Origin of the sequence: Pseudoduganella aquatica (assembly GCF_020865585.1) — a bacterium.
Taxonomy (GTDB): domain Bacteria; phylum Pseudomonadota; class Gammaproteobacteria; order Burkholderiales; family Burkholderiaceae_D; genus Rugamonas; species Rugamonas aquatica_A.
In genome coordinates, this window is sequence record NZ_CP086370.1 from 2,362,359 (window position 1) to 2,379,621 (window position 17,263).

The window sequence follows — 17,263 nt, forward strand, 5'->3', positions numbered from 1 at the left end:
TGAGCAGGGCGGGGCGTCAAAGTGCCGAAAGTCATGCGGCCTGACTTTCGGCATATGCCGCTGCACGCGCGGTATCGTAGAATCGCTGCCTTGATAGCAATTTGCAAAGGCGTGCTTTGAACTGGACAGGATGGTGGACACTGGCACTGCTGATGGGGTCAACGCTGGCGAAGGCGGACGATGCCTTGCCCCAGGTGCTGATCCCGGCCCAGCGCGACGCCGAGTGGCACAGCTACCGCCACGCCTACAAGGCCGCGCGCTTCTTCGAGCCTTTCCTCAAGACGCGGCCCTTGATCCAGGCGCACATGCAGATCCGCCCCCGCCAGCCGGACCTGCCGATGGACGGCCTGCAGCTGCAACTGGCTGGGGAAACAGTGAACCTGACCATCCCGGTCGACGCGCTGGGCCGCGCCACCTTGCCGATGCTGAAGCAGGCCTACGACGAGGACGCCGTGCTGCGCCTGAACCGGCAGAAGGGCAACTACAGCTTCAACGGACGCTATTCGATCCGCGAGCGGGACGACGGCGTCTACAGCGCAGCGGACCTGCGCGCCGCCTGCGAACAGCTGATCAGCGCGCAGCGCGAATCGGGCTACCGGCTGCGGCTGATAGGGAAGAAATGCGCCGGCGTGAAATTCGTCTACCCGCGTGACGCGGCGGCGCCCGACGTGCAGTTCCGCAGCGCAGACGGCAAGCTCACGCCGCTCGCCGCAGTGCGCGGCCATCCGTTCGAGAATCCGACCATGGGCGATTACCAGATCGTCATCTACCGCTTCGCGGACTGGCCCGCGCAAGGCGACTTCCTGGTCCACAGCAAGCCGCTGGCGGTGGGGACAGAGTACGAGTAATCGGAATTTTTGCCCCTGCACTGGTCAATTCCAAATCCCGCGTATATAATTCGGGCCTCAATTCCCTGATAGCTCAGTCGGTAGAGCGACGGACTGTTAATCCGCAGGTCCCTGGTTCGAGTCCAGGTCGGGGAGCCAGAATAAAGAAAAGCCCAGCCTTGACCGGTTGGGCTTTTTGTGTTTCAGGGCCTGTTCCGGCGAATCGCACCCTGCCAGGGCAGTATTCCGGGTCTGATCAACATGGTGAGTAAACCGCGGCTGCATCGCCGCGCATGGGGCGGCTCGACTACACTGGTTCGCCTGCCATATCCACCGGTCCGTCCAGGAGTCCCATGCGCGCTTTTAGCAATATCTCCGTCATGGCCATCACGGCCGCCATCGCACCGTTGGCTGCAGCCGCCCAGGCCCAGCTTTCATCCCAGGCCAGCGAACCGTTCCCGGTGACCATCGAGGTCGATGCCGCCAGATCTGCCGGCCCCCTCACGCCGATCTGGCGCTTCTTCGGCGCCGACGAACCCAATTACGCCACCATGAAGGATGGCCGCAAGCTGCTCAAGAATCTCGGCGAGCTGCGCCCCGGTCATGTGTATTTCCGCACCCACAACCTGCTGAACACCGGCGACGGTACCGGCGCCTTCAAGTGGGGCAGCACCAATGCCTATACCGAAGACAAAGACGGCAAGCCGGTGTACGACTGGACCGTGGTGGACGGCATTATCGACACTTATCTGGCGCGCGGCGTGCGGCCCTATTTGCAGATCGGCTTCATGCCAGAGGCGCTGTCGAGTGCCAAGCCCGGCACGCCTTACCAGCATAGCTGGCGCCCCGGTTTTGCCTATGAGTTGATTGAAGGGGGCTGGAACGCGCCGCCCAAGGACTACGCCAAGTGGGGCGAACTGGCCTACCAGTGGACCAAACACAATGTGGAGCGCTACGGCCGCGACGAAGTGAAAACCTGGTACTTCCAGGTCTGGAACGAACCCAATGGAAAATCGTACTGGACCGGCACCCAGGCCGAATTCAACAAGCTGCACGACTACGCCATTGCCGGGGTGCGCCGGGCCTTGCCTGAATCGCGCGTGGGCGGACCCGACGTGGCCGGCCCCGGCGGAAAATTCATGGATGCCTTCCTTGATCACGTGGCCAACGGCACCAACCACGCCACCGGCGAAATCGGCACCCCCACCGACTTTTTGGCTTTCCACGCCAAGGGCAGCCCCACCTTCGTGGACGGCCATGTACGCATGGGCATTGCCAACCAGTTGCAGGGCGTTGATGCAGGTTTTCGCCGCATCGCGGGCGTGCCCAAGCTCAAGGACAAGCCTATCGTGATCGGCGAGAACGACCCCGAAGGCTGTGCCGCCTGCCCCGGCCCGCAAAACGCTTACCGCAACAGCACCATGTATTCCAGCTACACGGCGGCCAGCTACAAGCGCATCTGGCAACTGGCGGCGCGTAACCAGGTCAACCTGGACGGCGCGCTGACCTGGGCGTTTACGTTCGAGGACCAGCCGTGGTTTGCCGGTTACCGCCAGTTGGCTAGCAATGGTGTGGATTTGCCGGTGCTGAACGTGTTTCGCATGTTCGCCAAGCTGGGCGCCACGCAACTGGTGGCCAGCAGTGATGGCGAAGCTCCGCTCGACGACATCTTGAAGAGCGGTGTGCGCGGCAAGGCCGACGTTGGCGTGCTGGCCTCGCGCACCGACGACGGCAAGGTGGCCGTCCTGGTATGGCATTACCACGACGACGACGTGGCCGGTCCTGACGCGGCCATCGCGCTCAAGCTCACCGGCCTGGCGCGCCAGACCAAGGCGACCCAGTGGCGCGTGGACGGCAGCACCGCCAACGCCTTCAGCGCCTGGAAGGCGATGGGCGCACCGCAATCGCCAAACGAAAAACAATACGTGGAACTGGAGCGCGCATCGGTGATGCACCCGGCCACATTGCCGGCGCCGGCGATCAGTAATGGCGCGGCCACCATCCGCTTTGCGCTGCCGCGCCAAGGCGTGACCTTGCTGGTACTGGAGTAAATCCGGATATGCGGCCTCGGAGGGCACCGGCGGCGGTATGCGCCGGCGGTCCGCGCCAAGCTTACAGGCTCTTCACCTGCAGGGTTTGATCTGCCGTTTTAATGTTGAGCAGGCGGTCAATGTTGGGATGATTCCCAGGGTTGGCGCGGGCATCCAGAGTGTGCTCGGCGTAAATCTTCAGGCCAAGTTCAGCTGCTTCGGGGGTAATCGCGCCGAGGGTGTCGCTCAGCCAGCTATAAACCCGAAGCGATCCCGCCTGGCCTGGTTTGTTTTCGATCTTTGCCACTGGCGCGCCGGACTGGTCGACCAGTTCGATTGCTGCAACCGCATCCATGGAAGGCAGCAGGGCGAGGTTGTCGGAAAATTTATCGCTGAAGTTTGGTAGTTGCATAGGTACTCTTGCAAGTGTTCATGAGGTTAAAACGCTATTTTGTCACATGTGATGTTTTGTTGGCGATGGACGGACTGCTAATCCGGCACCGGCAGTGATAGCGTAATCTCTGTGCCGTCCGGCCCGCTTGCAATCGCCAGTTCGGCGCCGATGGCGGCGGCGCGTTCGCGCATGCCCACGATGCCATAGTGTCCCGGCGTCTGCCCCTGGCTGACGTGTTCCGGCATGCCTTTGCCGTTGTCCTTCACCGATAGCTTGAGCCAGCCGCCGGCGTGCTGCGCCGCCAGTTCGACCAGGCTGCCGTGCGAATGCCGGGCCGCGTTCGCCAGGGCCTGCCGGCAGATGGCGTAGAGCTCGTCCGCCACTTCGGCGCTGACCGGCGGCAGCTCCAGCGACGCCGTCACTTTGATGCCGTACTCGGACTCGATGGCTTGCGCCTCCATGCGCAAGGCGGCATCCAGGGATAGGCTGGGCGGCGTGGCGTTGCGCAGGCAGTGCACCTGCTCGCGGCCTTCGTCCAGAAGCTGGTCCGCGCGCTGCATGGCGGTTTCCAGCGCGCTGCGCGCCTTGCCCTCGGGCAGTTGCGCCGCCACCGCCTGGATGCGCAGCACCAGGCCATACACGCCCTGCAGGAAGGTGTCGTGCAGCGTTCGCGCGATGCGTTCGCGTTCCTCCAACTGGGCATGCACCCGCTCCTCGATGCGGGCCGTGGCGCGCCGCAGGCGCCAGCGGTACAGCAGGTACAGCACGCCAGCCGCCAGCGCGGCCATCGCCGCCTTGAACCACCAGGTCTGGTTGAAGCGGTAGCCGATGTCGAACACCAGCGGCGGGGCGGGCGGGCCTTGCACGCCGTCTTCATTGGTGGCCTGCACTTCGAAGCGGTAGCTGCCCGGCGCCAGGTTGTTGTAGTACGCGGTGCGGCGGGGGCCGGCTTGCTGCCAGTCCCGGTCCACGCCCGTCAGGCGGTAGCGGAAGGTGACGCGTTCCGGCGTCGCGAAACTCATTGCCGCGTAGTGGATGGCCAGCGCTTCCGTGCCCGCCGGGAAGCTGCGCACGTCGGCCGGCTGGTAGTCGTAGCCGCCGCTCGACAGCATGGTGATTTCCGACGGCGGCGGCACGCGGTTGACCGGCAGCTTCAGCGGGTCCAGCCACGCCACGCCTTCGCCGGTGGAGAACCACAGCCGGCCGTCGCGCGTGCGCAGCGCGGCGGGGCGGCGGGCGCCGGTGACGGCGTCGCCGACATAGCCGTCCAGCCGGTCGAACAGCGTGGCCGGCAGCGGCACGGTGGGCTTGGCCATGCTCTTGCGCCAATCGGCGGCGCGCACGCGGCGCAGGCCTTGCTGGGTATTGAACCAGCGGTCGCCCAGTGCATCGGTGAGCATGCCGGAGATGCCGATAGCACCGGCGTCGGCGAATGACAAGGTGTGGAATTTTTCTCCCTGCAGCACCTGCAGTACGCGGTCGGTGCCCAGGAGGATTTCCTCGTTGGCGTTGATGAACTGCATGCTTCCGCTATCGATGCCGTGCTGCACGCCGTAGATTTTGGCTTCGGAGCCGCCGCCGGCTTGCAGCGTGGCGCGCTTCGTCCCAAACCACATCTCCCCATCCCGCGCCCGGCTCATCGTAATCGGGTAGCCCCCCGGCCCAAGCGGCTCGGTATGCCACTGGCTGCCGGCATATTGCAGCAGCACCTGGGTCGTGGTGCCGATCCAGACACCGTGCCGGTCCTCACCCAGCCTGGACACCCAGGCGTTCGCCACGACCGTGCCCGGAGGCAGCGGATGGACGCTGACGCCGTCGCGGCCGCGCCGCTCCAGCGCCTGCCGTCCTGCCAGCAGCAGGGAGCCGTCCATGCCGGTCGCGACCCGCGTATGCGCATAGGGATTGGGCTGCAGCACGGCCTGGCCGTCGGTCACGCGCCACAGCTTGGCCGAATGGTCGAGCGCGCTGGTTGCCAGCCAGACCGTGCCGTCGCTGTCCTCGGCCATGCTGGAAAAGCCGTCCTTGATGCCGTCCAGCGTGTTGACCTTGTTGTGCCGCAGCCGCTCCATGCCGCCGGTGGTGCTCACCCACAGGCTGCCTTCGCGGTCCACCATGGTGGCGTAGACCTGCAAGCTGGTCATTTCCCACGGCTGGCTGAAGCGCTCCGTGGCGGCCAGGCCGCTGAACTCGGTGCTGGATTGCCAGTCGCGCGGGCGCAGGCGGCACAGGCCGGCGGGGCAGTTGCCGGTCCAGAAATTGCCGTCGTCGTCGAAGACGCTCTGGTAGGAGCTCTTGATGTAGGAGCGCTTGACGCGCGCCGTCACGCCCTGCGGGCTGGCCAGCAGCATGACTTGTTTGGCCTGCACCATCCACACGCGGGCGTCGGCCGACTCCAGCATCATGGTTTCGACGCCGACGTCGCGGATGCGTTCGAACACCTGCTTGCTGCGGTTGAATAGATACAGTCCGGTGCCGGAGGTCACCCACAGACGGCCCGAGCTGTCGTGCAGCACGTAGTAGGCGGCGCGGTCCGGATAGCCCAGCTTGTCGTCCATGCGTTCCAGCTTGCCGTTCCGGTAGCGCAGCAGGCCGCCCTGGCCGGTGGCCGCCCACAGTGTGCCATCGCCATCAAGCTCCAGGCAGAACACGGCCCGCGCTTCCGGGGTGGACAGGATATGGGTGAGCTCGCCGTTGCGCAGCAGGCTAAGGCCGCCGCTGCCGTAGCCTATCCAGAGGTCGCCGTTGGGTGCGGGCTGCAGCGCGCTGACATTGTTTTTGAGCAGGCGCCCGCCGTTGCGCGGCTGGAAGGGCTGGAAGTGCACGCCGTCATAGCGGTACAGGCCGAAGGAGGAGCCCTGCCACAGCCAGCCATCCGGCGTTTGTGCCAGCGCGCCGGCGTGGCGCACGCCGCCGTCGGCGGCCGGCCATTTGTCATGGCGGTAGCTCGCCAGCGACAGGTCTGGATTGAGGGCCGGCGCAGCGGACGCGAAGCACAAGCACGCGATCAGCAAGCAATACCTGAACAGTCCCGGCATGAAGGTTTTCCATAGTCGTGTTGTTAGACTGCCAAGGATAACCCGAACTTGCCATCTGCGTATGCCGCAGCGCTCTGCCATTGGTAGGAGGGAGGGCGCTCACTGGCTTTTTTCTATCTGGCCGACGTGGTAGCGCGCCGCGATGTCGCGCCAGGAAGGGTTGCCGCCAAGTTTGGCAACCGTCGTTTTCCTGGATGAGGGTATTGGTCCAGACGTAGCGCGATATTACCATTGCAATATTGCGGCACTAGCCAGTGGAGTGCCGATGATACACTCTGCCCATTGATAGGCGAGGTGAGGTGCGGGATGCGTGTGTTGAGACAGATGTGCGGCACCATGCTGTTCCTGATGGGCTCAGCGCAAGCCGAGATGGTGCGGCTGGATGTGCGGCCTTCTGCGACGGCGCCGGAGATCCAGGCGGCTGATGCACCGCATATCGTGCTGTTCGACGCGAGCAAGGCGAACGGCAATCTTTTGCTCTGGATGCCGGGAACCCTGGGTACGCCGCACCTGTCCCCTAAGCTCGACTTCCCGCAATTTGCGGCGCAGCAGGGCTATCGCGTCGTTATGCTGTCCTACATCACCGGGCAGGCCGTGTCGGGCGTTTGCGTAGGCAAAAACCTGAGCGCGAATCGCCAGTGCGCGGAGGACTTCTGCCGCAAACGCATTTTCGGCGGTGAGGGATTTTCGTTGATTGCGGACCAGCCGCAGGACGCCATAGTCCATCGACTGAGCAAGCTGCTTTTGCAATTGAAGGAAACGCGCAAGGACGAACACTGGGAGCAATACCTGAATGCCGATGGCAGCCCGCGCTGGGAGCGCATCGCGGTGGCAGGCCAGTCCCAGGGCGGCGGCCATGCCGCCTTCATCGCCAAGGCCAAGCCGGTGGCGCGCGTGGTGATGCTGTCCGGCGGCTGGGACATGAGCGCCCCGGGGGAAATCGCCGGCTGGTACGCCCGGCCCAGCGCGACACCGCCGGAACGCTGGTACGCGGCCTACCACGTTGAGGAGCCCACCGCCCGGACCATGGCGGCAATCAGCCGCGTCCTGAATATCCCGGCGAGTCATGTCGCGGCCTTGGACCAGCCCGTGCGCGGCGCCCGCGCCCACGGCGAAGCGCTGTCCAATCCGGCATACCAGCCCTGGTGGCAGTACGCGCTTGGCGGGGCATGGTAGGTCTCGCGTGAAGTTGGACATGCGGGCCTCCTGGGAAATCTTGTCCGCGACAGCAATCTGTTCACCTGCGGCGGCGTGGCTGCCGTCCTTGATCCCGATGCGGTAGTGCGGCACGGCCATCGGAAGCACCGTTGTGGTGTCGAAAAACTTTACATCTGGTGGCTGCTCGTCCAGTCCGGAGCTCTTAAGTCATTGATTCGCATGAAGGTTGCTCTAGTGGCATGGTTGTTGCTTATTGGATATTATGATATCCATGGGGTAACGCAATAACGGTCCAGCCCCTTGGTTTTTTTACAATTCAGGGGAAAGTATGAAAAAACTGTTGTTGAATGCGATTGCCTCGTGCGCAGTGGTTTTCGCCGGAACGGCCAGCGCGGCCGTTATCTACAATGTCAGCGGTGGCAAATTGGTCAGCGCCAGCGGTGTCATGATTGGTGGCGAATCGTATAAGGTGACGTTCGGCGACTCGTGCGCTTCGATGTATGCAGGATGTAATAGCGCCTTGTTCGACTTTACGACGCAACAGCAGGCCGCCGCCGCGCTGGATGCCGTGTTCAACCAGGTACTCGTTGATAACGTCCTCATTGGCGGTGTCACATATAACTTCGACAGCAAGCCCAACCTCGTTCAGAGCTGTGAAAACACGAGTTTGTGCGAAGTGTGGGTTCCATACAAGTTGGTTGGCGGTAGTGTTCAGTCCGCCTGGTACCGAAACACACCGACTAGCGATGACGTGGGAAGCCTTACCTATACTGCGGCATTTACTTACGGTAATACCGAGTCATATATGGCCTTCACCAACTTCGAGAAGACTTCCGTCCCGGAGCCGGCTTCCCTTGCGCTGCTGGGTCTTGGCTTGGCTGGCATCGCTGTGTCCAGGAAAAAGAAAAAAGCGTCGGCCTGAACCGCGTTTAAAGCGCAGCAGCCATGCCGCATAAGCGGCGTCGTGATGCCGGCACAGAGCCCAGCCTTAACCGGTTGGGCTTTTTTGCTTCAGGGCAGGCTGGTTTTGCGCGCTTGGCGGGGCATGTTAGGATCTCGCCTGAAAAGAACTTTAGCTGGACGGGCGGGCCTCCTATGAAATTGACGCTGGTGGTATTGGACGGAGTGCAGGCGCTTGATGTGGCGGGACCGCTGGACGTATTCGCGGAGGCGAACCGCCTGCTGCCGGAGAAGGACCACTACCAGACAACGCTGGTGGGCGGCCGGCCGGACAGCGTGATGTGCTCCAGCGGCATGGAGTTCAAGATCCACTGCGACTATCCCAATTTCCACGCCGAGTCGGACCTGCTGCTGGTGGCGGGCGGTCCGCGCTATCCCGAGTATCAGCCGGAGCCGGCCTTCCTCGCCTGGCTGAGCGAGCGGGCGCGCAACGCGGGCCGGTTTGGCGCGGTCTGTAATGGCGTATTCCTGCTGGCGCACGCCGGGCTGCTTGCCGGCCGCGAGATCACCACGCATTGGGACCACGCGGAGCGGCTGTCCATGCAGTTCCCCGATGCGAATGTGAGGCCGGACAAGATCTTCGTCCGCGACGGCAATCTGTTCACCTGCGGCGGCGTGGCCGCCGGCATCGACCTGTGCCTGGCGCTGATCGCCGAGGACTGGGGCCATGAACTCGCGATGAAAGTGGCCAAGCGCCTTATCGTCTACATCCGCCGCGATGGCGGCCAGTCGCAATACAGTCCCTATCTGGCGGTTGGTCCCGATGAGGATTCGCTGGTCTCCAAAGTGCTGAAGTACGTGAGTGACCATATCAGTGACGCCCTGACCATAGAGGATATTGCGGATGCGGTGGGCGTCAGCCGCCGCACCTTCTCGCGCGCCTTCGCCAAGCATGCGCACGTTACGCCGTCCGTGTTTGTGGACCAGGTGCGTATCGACTTCGCGCGCAAGCTGCTGGAGGAGACCGACGTGCCGCTGAAGACGGTGGCTTTCCGCTGCGGTTTCCACACGCCCACGCAGATGCGCATGACCTTTACGCGCCAGCTCGGCACCACGCCCAAGCTGTACCGCGAGCGTTTCCGCGCAGGCGACGAGGGCAGGGCGGCCGCCTGAACGCCATCGGCCCGGGTGGCGATAGCCGCTTTTGGGACAAGCGGTGCGCGTTTTGGGTCAAGCGGGCTTAGGGCACCTCACAGGCCGCATTTGCTCGTGCAGAATGGCTCCACGTTATCTCAACTGGAGTCACCATGGAATCCGCCCAAGCACGTCCGTCTGTCCGGTTTTTACCTGTCAGCCTGTTCGCTTCCGTCATGAGCATTGCCGGCCTGTCGCTGGCCTGGCGCCTGGCCAGCAAATCCTACGGCGCCGACATCGCCGTATCCAACGCCATCGGCGTGGTCGCCTTGCTGCTGTTCGCTGTACTGAGCTTGTCCTATCTGGGCAAGCTGTTCAAACACCCCGAGCTGGTGAGGGACGAGTTTTCGCATCCCGTTATCGGCAGCTTCTTCGGCACCGTGGGCATCAGCATCTTGCTGCTCTCCAGCGTGATCGGCGCCTACAGCGCCAGCGCGCAGCTGGTGGTGTGGGCGATAGGCGCGGCGGTGACGCTGGCGCTCAGCGTGGTGATGATTTCGCGCCTTCTGAACGGCAACGCGGCTGCCGCCAGCGCCGTTCCCGCCTGGCTGATCGCTGGCGTGGGCAGCCTGGACATCGTGGTTACCGGCGGCGCGCTGACGGCCGAATGGACGCGGGAAGTGAACCTGCTGGCTGCTGCCATAGGCGGCGTGAGCGCGATTGTTTTCTTCATCCTGATCTTCGCGCGGCTGGTGCATCAAACGCCGCTGGCAGAGGGTATGCGGCCATCCAAAATGATCTTGGTGGCGCCGTTTGCGGTGGGCTTTATCGCCTACGTGAACCTGGTGCAGAAGGTTGATATGTTTGCCGCGCTGCTGTTCTACTTCGGCCTGTTCCTGTTTGTGATCGTCTGCTACCGCCTGGCCGCAAAGCCCGCGCCGTTTTCCCCTGCCTGGTGGGCGGTTGGCTTCCCGATGGCGGCGCTGTGCAATTCGGCGCTGGTGTACACGGGGCCAGGCGGCAACCACGGGCTGGAATGGATCGCCATCGTGTTGCTGTGCATGCTGACGGTGTCGGTCGCCGTGCTGGCCGTCCGCACGCTGCACGCGCTGGCCACCGGCCGCATGCTGACCGCGTGAGGGGGATATATGCTGGACACAAAACTGATACTCAGTCCCAACCTCGACGACTACGACGGCTTCTATGACATGCTCACCGAGTCGCATCATGAACTGGATGAAGGCCAGAGCAAAATGCTGAGCGCCCAGCTGATCCTGCTGCTGTCGAACCATATCGGCGATATGGCGGTGCTGCGCGACGCATTTGCCCTGGCGCGCGTGAATGTTGAAAGGACGCTGCCACGCTGATCGGGGAAGCGCATTCTCCGGCAGCCATTTGCGGTGGATGCGCTGGAAGGCACCGTCGCACTTGGCCTGGCGCAGGCAGCGGTCCCAGGTCTTGATGATGGTGGCGTCCGTATGTTCGGAAAACGCAAAATGGACTGCATGCGACGGCAGTTGCGTCATCTTTACCACATCAGAGAAGTGGTAGCCAGCCCGTTCCAGCGCATCGCCGGCCAAAGTCTCGCTTGCCCACCAGAGATCGAAACGTCCCGTCATCAGCATGCGCGCGGCACTTTCGGGGGGGGGGGGGGGCGTCGGACAGGTTGTAGCCGTTGGCGCGGGCGGACATGACGAAGGCGCTGCCGCGCCGGCCGCCGCTGCGCAAGCTGAGTAAGCTGGGATCGCGCGCGCGCAGTTCATCGGCTCTGCCGCGTGCGGCATAGGCAACGATGTGCGATTTAAAGATGGGGCCGATCAACGTCAGGTGGCGGCGTTCCGGCGTTGCCACGGCCGACAGCAGCAATACGTTGGGTTCGCTGTTCGCCATGGCGTTCGCGCGTGCCCAGGGAACAATATTGATTGCCTCCTTGCCGCCGGTGCAGCGTTGCAGCTCGCGCGCAAGCTCCACTGCCATGCCGTCCGGCTCGTCCATGTTGAGGAAGCTGATCGGTTTTGCCTCCATGCCATAAATCTTCAGGTCCGGGCCAGCCGCGACCGCGCCGCGGGTAGCCAGCAGGACGGCCCCCCAGTGCCAATATGGATCGCATGATGCCCGCCAGAGCAGAGTCAATAGGGACGCAGTATAGGTTACCCGGCCTGACTTTCACAAAGTTCCGGCTGAACGGCCGGTTGCGCCGCCGATGGCTACTAGCTGCGGGATGGTTCGGCCGCCAGGATGGCCGGTTTGCGGCGGGCTGCGCGGGCGGAAGTGTTCATGGCTAGAACATTGTTCTAATATTATGTTCTGCTCAAGTAATGCTGCCCGCTAAAGTTTTTTCAGGCTGGCACTGGTCAATTTGAAATCCCGCGTATATAATTCGGGCCTCAATTCCCTGATAGCTCAGTCGGTAGAGCGACGGACTGTTAATCCGCAGGTCCCTGGTTCGAGTCCAGGTCGGGGAGCCAGAATGCCGAAAGGCCCCGCGAGTCATCGCGGGGCCTTTTTCGTTTCTGCAACCACAATTGCCGCAGAATGGGCGAATGAGGTGGACGAGTGCAGCACCGGCCAGTATTCTTGAGGTATGTGCAAGCGAGCCGTGCTCGCGGGCTAGAAAATAAAAGGGATGATGATGGTAACGGAAGACAAGGTTGTATACGGCACCGAAGATTTGCTGACCAGTCTGTGCGATTCGGTCACGCGCGTGCTGAACATCGCCACGCAAAGTACGGTGCACTACTCCGCCATGGTACAGCGGATTACCAAAGTGGGCCTGAAGCCCGATATCGGCTGCTTCGTGCTGTTCGACGGCGGCTTTACCGGCCTGGTGGTGCTGAACTTCACCAAAGACACGGCAATGGAGTTGTACGAACGCTACATGCTGCACATGGGCATGCCCAAGTCCGAGCTGGCCGGTTCGCACACCTCGGACGAGGTGTCCAACATCCTGGGCGAGCTGATGAACCAGATCGTGGGTGACTTCACCGGCAAGATCCGCCGCGAGCTGCAAACCAACATCACCCAGAACCAGCCGAAAATGCTGGTGCTGACCAAGCAGGTGATGCTGAACGTGGACACCCCGCTGGACCGTCCGGAAATGCGCCGCGTGTCGTTCTACACCGAGAAGAACAATGTGTTCTACCTGGAGCTGGCGATCGACCGCACCGAGTTCATCCGTCTGCACGACTTCGACCCGCACGAGGAAATGGACCCGGACGCGCTGATGGATATGGACCATTCCACCCCGGCAGCCGACACCGCCGCGTCGTCGTCGGAAGAGGACAACGACGAACTGCTCAAGTCGCTGGGCATGTAATCGTCAGAACGCCAGCGCTGCCGCCTGGCGCGGCAGCAGCGCCGGGCAGAACCCGTGGCGCGCCTCAAAGGGGTTGAGCCACAATTCCTTGCGCCTGAACAGGGCGGGATCGAGCTGCCGGTTGGGCAGCTCGAATCGTTTACGGCCGCACAATTTGGCGCGCCGCAGGTCGTTGCGGTGGTAGCTCAGCACCAGACGCTCCAGCGTACCGTCCTTCAGCAAGGCTTCCATGCCCGCCGTAATGCGCCGGTGCAGCCGCACCTCCTGCGGCGAGACGAAGAACAGCGAGGGAATCTGGTCGTGCAACAGCAGGGTTTCCTCCACGGCCAGCGTGGGGTTGGCCGGCTTGTGGGTGTCGTACTCGGCGAAGATTTCGTTCACGCCGCGCGGCAGATAGTCGAAGCGGCCCGCCATCAGCATTTGGAACAGGCCGATGTAATTGCTGCCGGTGACCACGCGCAGCTTGGCCTCCTGCAGCGATTGCAGCGTGGCCCAGGCGCTGCCGGAGCCCGCTCTGAGTTGCCCCAGCGCGTCCAGCGTTTGTGCGTTGCGCAGCGCGGGCTGGCTTTTCTGGTCGATCAGGAAGATGCGCCACGACTGCAAGCCCATGTCGATGGGGATGGGCACCGGCTTCAATTCGCGCATCCAGTCCGCCGTGGCGGGGTAGGCAGTGAGGTTGGCCAGCTTGCCTTCCTTGAGCGCCTCGAACAGGCGCGGGCGCTCCATGTGCACCGCCGCGTGCTTGATCTGGTAGGGGCCGAATTCGGGCGTGGTGCGCTCCATGACGGCGCTCAGCAGCGCGTTGGCGTACTCCCGCCGCCGGTCGGCCTTGTTGACTGGCTGGTCGAAGATGACGACGTCCATAGCGGCGGCGTGGCCGCTAGCCAGCAGCGTAGCGGCAAGCGCGGCGCGGATAAAAACACGGACTATCGGGTTCGGCATGGCTGCCAAGATACTGCATGATTGCGCTACAGTCCACAATTGCAAACTATCCATAGTTGGCCAGTTTGGCTAATATGACTCCATGAAGAAAACAACATTACTCCGCGTCGTACCCGCTGCGGTGGCCGGCGCCGTGGCGCTGTATGCCGGGATTGGTTTCCTGGCTTTGCCCGCAATCGTTAAAAGCCAGGCAGTGCAGTTCACGGCCGAGAAATTACACCGTCAACTCAGCATCGACGAGGTGACATTTAATCCCTTTACGCTGGCGATGCAGATACGCGGCTTCAAGCTGCTGGAGCCGCAGGGCGGGGCTGTCTTTGCCAGTTTTGATGCGCTGTCGCTGGACCTGGCGGGCGAATCGCTGTGGCGCCTGGCGCCGGTGGTGGAACAGCTGCGTTTGACGCAGCCTTACGTCCACCTTGTGCGCAAGGACGCCAACCATTACAGCATAGACGACATTCTGGAACTGGCGGCCAGCCAGCCGCCGTCGCCCGAACCGGCGCGCTTTGCGGTGCACAATATCGAGCTTGAAGGCGGGCGCATCGCCTTCGAGGATATGCCTGCGCGCGCCACGCATACGGTGGAGGGGCTGAAGCTGGGCGTGCCGTTTGTGTCGTCCATGCCGTCAGACGTGCAGGTGTTTGTCGAGCCTTTGCTGAGCGCGAAGATCAACGGTGCGCCGCTGCTGGTGAAGGGCAAGGCGCGTCCATTCAGCGAGGCGAAGGAATTCGCGGTGGATTTGAACCTGGATGGCGTGGAGTTGCCGCGCTATCTGGACTACTTGCCGGGCACGCCGAATTTCAAGCTGCCCAGCGCGTCGCTGAGCACGCGCCTGACGGCGAGCTTTGTGCAGCCCAAGGGCAAGGCCGCCGCGCTCGTGGTGCGCGGCGAGGCGAGCCTGAAGAACCTCGCGATGACGCAGGCGGACGGCAAGCCTTTGCTCAAGCTGGCCGCGCTGGATGCGAAGCTGGCCAGCCTGGATATTTTCGCCGGCCGCTACGAGCTGGCGCGCCTGGCCTTCGACGGCCTGGATGTGGATGTGGCGCGCGACGCCAAGGGGCGCCTGAACTTTGACCGGCTGATGCAGCCAGCCGCTGCGCCCGCCGAAGTGCCCGCCGCCGCATCGTCCAAGGCGCCGGCCGTGGCATCGGCCGCTGCGCCCGCCGCCAAGCCTGCGCCACAGGGCACCGGCACGCAAGTCTCGCTGAAGGAGCTGGTGTTCAGCAACGCGTCGCTGCGCTATGCGGACGATACGCCGCAATCCGCCGCCAAGGCTGGCGTTGAAAAATTCGCCCTGACCGTGCGCGACATCGTGGCGGACACGGGCAAGAAGACGGTAGCGATAGGCGACGTGGCGTCGTCCAGCGCAAACGTCGCCTACACGCAGGGCAAGCGCGCCGCCGCCAGCGCTGCTGTGGCCCCCGCCGCAAAGGCCGCGGAGGATGCGCCTTATCTCGTGACGGTGGCCAATGTCGATATCAAGGACTGGTCGCTGCGCGTTGAGGACCGCAGCCACGCGGACCCGGTTATTTTTGCGCTGTCTCCCGCTAGCCTCGCTGTGCAGGACATATCCACCGCGCCGGCCAGCCACAGCAAATTCGACCTGAAAGCGGCGGTGAACAAAACAGGCCAGCTGGGCATTTCCGGCACGCTGGGACTGGCTCCCTTCAATGCCGACCTGGCGCTGGACCTGAAAAATATCGGCCTGCTGCCGGTGCAGCCTTACGCCACGGACTACGTCAATTTGCGCTTCACGCAAGCGGCAGTAAGCACCAAGGGCAAGCTGCTGCTGGAGACCGGCAAGGACGGCGCGTTGCTGGGCGGCTTCAAGGGCAACGCCAGCGTGAACAATCTGGCCACGGTGGACAAGACCAGTTCCAACGATTTCCTGAGCTGGAAAGCGCTGTCGTTCGACGGCATGGACGTGAAGCTGCAGCCGTTCGCCCTGAGCGTGGACAAGGTGGCCTTGAGCGACTTCTTCGCCCGCGTGATTATCGACCCCACCGGCCGCCTCAATGTGCAGGACATCAAGCGCAACGCCGCCAATGAGGACCGCAGCCTGACCGAAGCCGGCTCGCGCGCGACGGCGGCGATTGCGCAAGCCAAAGCGGCCAAGGCCGATAAAGCCGCCGCCTCCTCCACCCCTAGTGCGTCCGTGCCCGCGCCTGCGGGCGATGCCGCCCCGATGCCCCCCATCCGCATCGGCCAGCTCACTTTGTCCGGCGGGCGCGTGCGCTTCACCGACAACTTCATCAAGCCCAATTACACGGCCAACCTGAAAGGCATAGGCGGCACCGTCGCCGGGCTGTCGTCGGACCCGAACAGCAACGCCAGCGTATCCCTGCGCGGAGAAGTCAACAGCGCGCCGCTGCTGATCGCTGGCCGCGTCAATCCGCTGAAGCGCGACCTGTCGCTGGACCTGAAAGCCGAAGTGCGCGGCATGGAACTGGCCTCCCTGTCCACCTATGCCGACAAATACGTCGGCTACGGCATTGAGAAGGGCAAGCTGACCTTCGAGGTGGCATACCAGCTGGAGAACCGCGCGCTCAAGGCGGAGAACCGCCTGGTGCTGGACCAGCTCACCTTCGGCAATGAAAGCACCAACCCCGAAGCGACCAAGCTGCCGGTGCGCCTGGCTGTAGCCCTGCTGAGCGACCGCAACGGCGTCATCGACATCAACGTGCCCATCGGCGGTTCGCTGGACGACCCGGAGTTTTCGCTGGGCGGCATCATCCTCAAGATCATCGGCAACGCCATCGTCAAGACCGTGACGGCGCCGTTCGCGCTGATCGGCTCCCTGTTCGGCGGCGGCGAAGAACTGTCCAAGCTGGACTTCGAGGCCGGCCACGCCAACCTGCTGCCCGCCAGCGAAACGCGGCTGCAGGCGCTGGCCAAGGCGCTGACCGAGCGCCCCGGCCTGAAGCTCGACATCACCGGCCGCGCCGACCCCGCAGCGGACCTGGAGGCGCTCAAGCGCGTCGCCATCGAACGCAAGGTGCGCCAGTTGAAAACGCGTGACCTGCAAGCCCGCAACGCCGTGCCGGAGGGCACCGTCGTGGTTGGCAAGGACGAATACCCGGCCCTGCTGGCGCGCGTGTACAAAGACGAAACCTTCGCCAAGCCGAAAAACGCGCTCGGCCTGCAAAAAACGCTGCCGCCGGACGAAATGGAAAAGCTGATGCTGGCCAATTCCACCGTCACCGAGGCGGACGTGCTGGCCCTGGGCGCGCGCCGCGCGCAAGCGGCCAAGGAGTGGCTGAGCACCACCGGCGCGGTGTCGGCCGAACGCATCTTCATCGTCACCGCCAAGACCTCGCCGGCATTCTGCGGCGTGGATTTTGCACTGAAGTAATAAATTGCTTAACACATATCGAGAAAAATATGTTGTTCCTGTTGATATAGGGCATATATAATTCGCGCACTTTTGATGCAAGGTGTTGGGGCCGCGCCACTAGCGCGGCCTTTTGCATTTTGCGCAACATAAAACACTCCCTACGAGGGAGGGGTGGAGACAACTTTCTCAACCA

General features: G+C 63.3%; 13 protein-coding genes and 2 tRNA genes. 11 read left to right on the forward strand and 4 right to left on the reverse strand.

The genetic code is table 11. The features are described from left to right. Positions 1-152: 152 nt before the first annotated feature. The 3 genes from KT882_RS10375 (at position 153) to KT882_RS10385 (ending at position 2,878) form a co-directional block, all read left to right on the forward strand. Positions 153-848 carry a hypothetical protein gene (locus tag KT882_RS10375; protein WP_228895615.1) on the forward strand — a complete coding sequence of 232 codons (696 nt, stop codon included), beginning with the start codon at positions 153-155 and terminating at the stop codon, positions 846-848. Between the two features lie 62 nt (positions 849-910). Further along, positions 911-986 (forward strand) — tRNA-Asn (locus KT882_RS10380). Between the two features lie 194 nt (positions 987-1,180). Then, positions 1,181-2,878: a GH39 family glycosyl hydrolase gene (locus KT882_RS10385; protein ID WP_228895618.1), complete on the forward strand. Its 1,698-nt coding sequence runs from the start codon at positions 1,181-1,183 to the stop codon at positions 2,876-2,878. A 61-nt stretch (positions 2,879-2,939) separates the two neighbouring features. Here the strand turns inward: KT882_RS10385 and KT882_RS10390 are convergent, their stop codons facing one another. Together KT882_RS10390 and KT882_RS10395 are read right to left on the reverse strand one after the other, a co-directional pair. Continuing rightward, positions 2,940-3,269 (reverse strand): DUF2322 family protein, encoded by a 330-nt coding sequence (locus KT882_RS10390; RefSeq protein WP_228895620.1) that lies wholly within the window; start codon positions 3,267-3,269, stop codon positions 2,940-2,942. Between the two features lie 77 nt (positions 3,270-3,346). Next, complete coding sequence (locus KT882_RS10395) at positions 3,347-6,286, reverse strand: sensor histidine kinase (protein ID WP_228895622.1); 2,940 nt, start codon at positions 6,284-6,286, stop codon at positions 3,347-3,349. A gap of 336 nt (positions 6,287-6,622) precedes the next feature. Here KT882_RS10395 and KT882_RS10400 point away from each other — a divergent pair, with 336 nt between their 5' ends. From KT882_RS10400 to KT882_RS10420, 5 genes are all read left to right on the forward strand, one after another. After that, positions 6,623-7,462: a BPSS1187 family protein gene (locus KT882_RS10400; RefSeq protein WP_228895624.1), complete on the forward strand. Its 840-nt coding sequence runs from the start codon at positions 6,623-6,625 to the stop codon at positions 7,460-7,462. A gap of 310 nt (positions 7,463-7,772) precedes the next feature. After that, positions 7,773-8,366, forward strand: coding sequence for a PEP-CTERM sorting domain-containing protein (locus KT882_RS10405; RefSeq protein ID WP_228895626.1), 594 nt, complete (start codon positions 7,773-7,775; stop codon positions 8,364-8,366). A gap of 173 nt (positions 8,367-8,539) precedes the next feature. Continuing rightward, positions 8,540-9,517 (forward strand): GlxA family transcriptional regulator, encoded by a 978-nt coding sequence (locus tag KT882_RS10410; RefSeq protein ID WP_228895628.1) that lies wholly within the window; start codon positions 8,540-8,542, stop codon positions 9,515-9,517. A 134-nt stretch (positions 9,518-9,651) separates the two neighbouring features. Further along, positions 9,652-10,617, forward strand: coding sequence for an SLAC1 anion channel family protein (locus tag KT882_RS10415; RefSeq protein WP_161072048.1), 966 nt, complete (start codon positions 9,652-9,654; stop codon positions 10,615-10,617). Between the two features lie 9 nt (positions 10,618-10,626). Next, entirely contained in the window at positions 10,627-10,845 is a 219-nt protein-coding gene (locus KT882_RS10420) for a DUF2783 domain-containing protein (protein WP_161072047.1), read from the forward strand. A gap of 169 nt (positions 10,846-11,014) precedes the next feature. Here the strand turns inward: KT882_RS10420 and KT882_RS10425 are convergent, their stop codons facing one another. Then, a complete protein-coding gene (locus tag KT882_RS10425) occupies positions 11,015-11,503 on the reverse strand; it encodes a transporter substrate-binding domain-containing protein (protein ID WP_228895630.1) in 489 nt (162 codons plus the stop codon). A 367-nt stretch (positions 11,504-11,870) separates the two neighbouring features. Here KT882_RS10425 and KT882_RS10430 point away from each other — a divergent pair. Next, positions 11,871-11,946: transfer RNA gene (locus KT882_RS10430), tRNA-Asn, on the forward strand. Positions 11,947-12,107: 161 nt separating this feature from the next. After that, entirely contained in the window at positions 12,108-12,794 is a 687-nt protein-coding gene (locus KT882_RS10435; protein ID WP_371869344.1) for a DUF3334 family protein, read from the forward strand. A 3-nt stretch (positions 12,795-12,797) separates the two neighbouring features. On the opposite strand, the gene KT882_RS10440 is transcribed toward KT882_RS10435, so the two are convergent. Next, positions 12,798-13,736: a type 2 periplasmic-binding domain-containing protein gene (locus KT882_RS10440; protein ID WP_161072045.1), complete on the reverse strand. Its 939-nt coding sequence runs from the start codon at positions 13,734-13,736 to the stop codon at positions 12,798-12,800. Positions 13,737-13,818: 82 nt separating this feature from the next. Here KT882_RS10440 and KT882_RS10445 point away from each other — a divergent pair, with 82 nt between their 5' ends. After that, complete coding sequence (locus KT882_RS10445) at positions 13,819-17,088, forward strand: DUF748 domain-containing protein (RefSeq protein WP_161072044.1); 3,270 nt, start codon at positions 13,819-13,821, stop codon at positions 17,086-17,088. Positions 17,089-17,263: the final 175 nt, after the last annotated feature.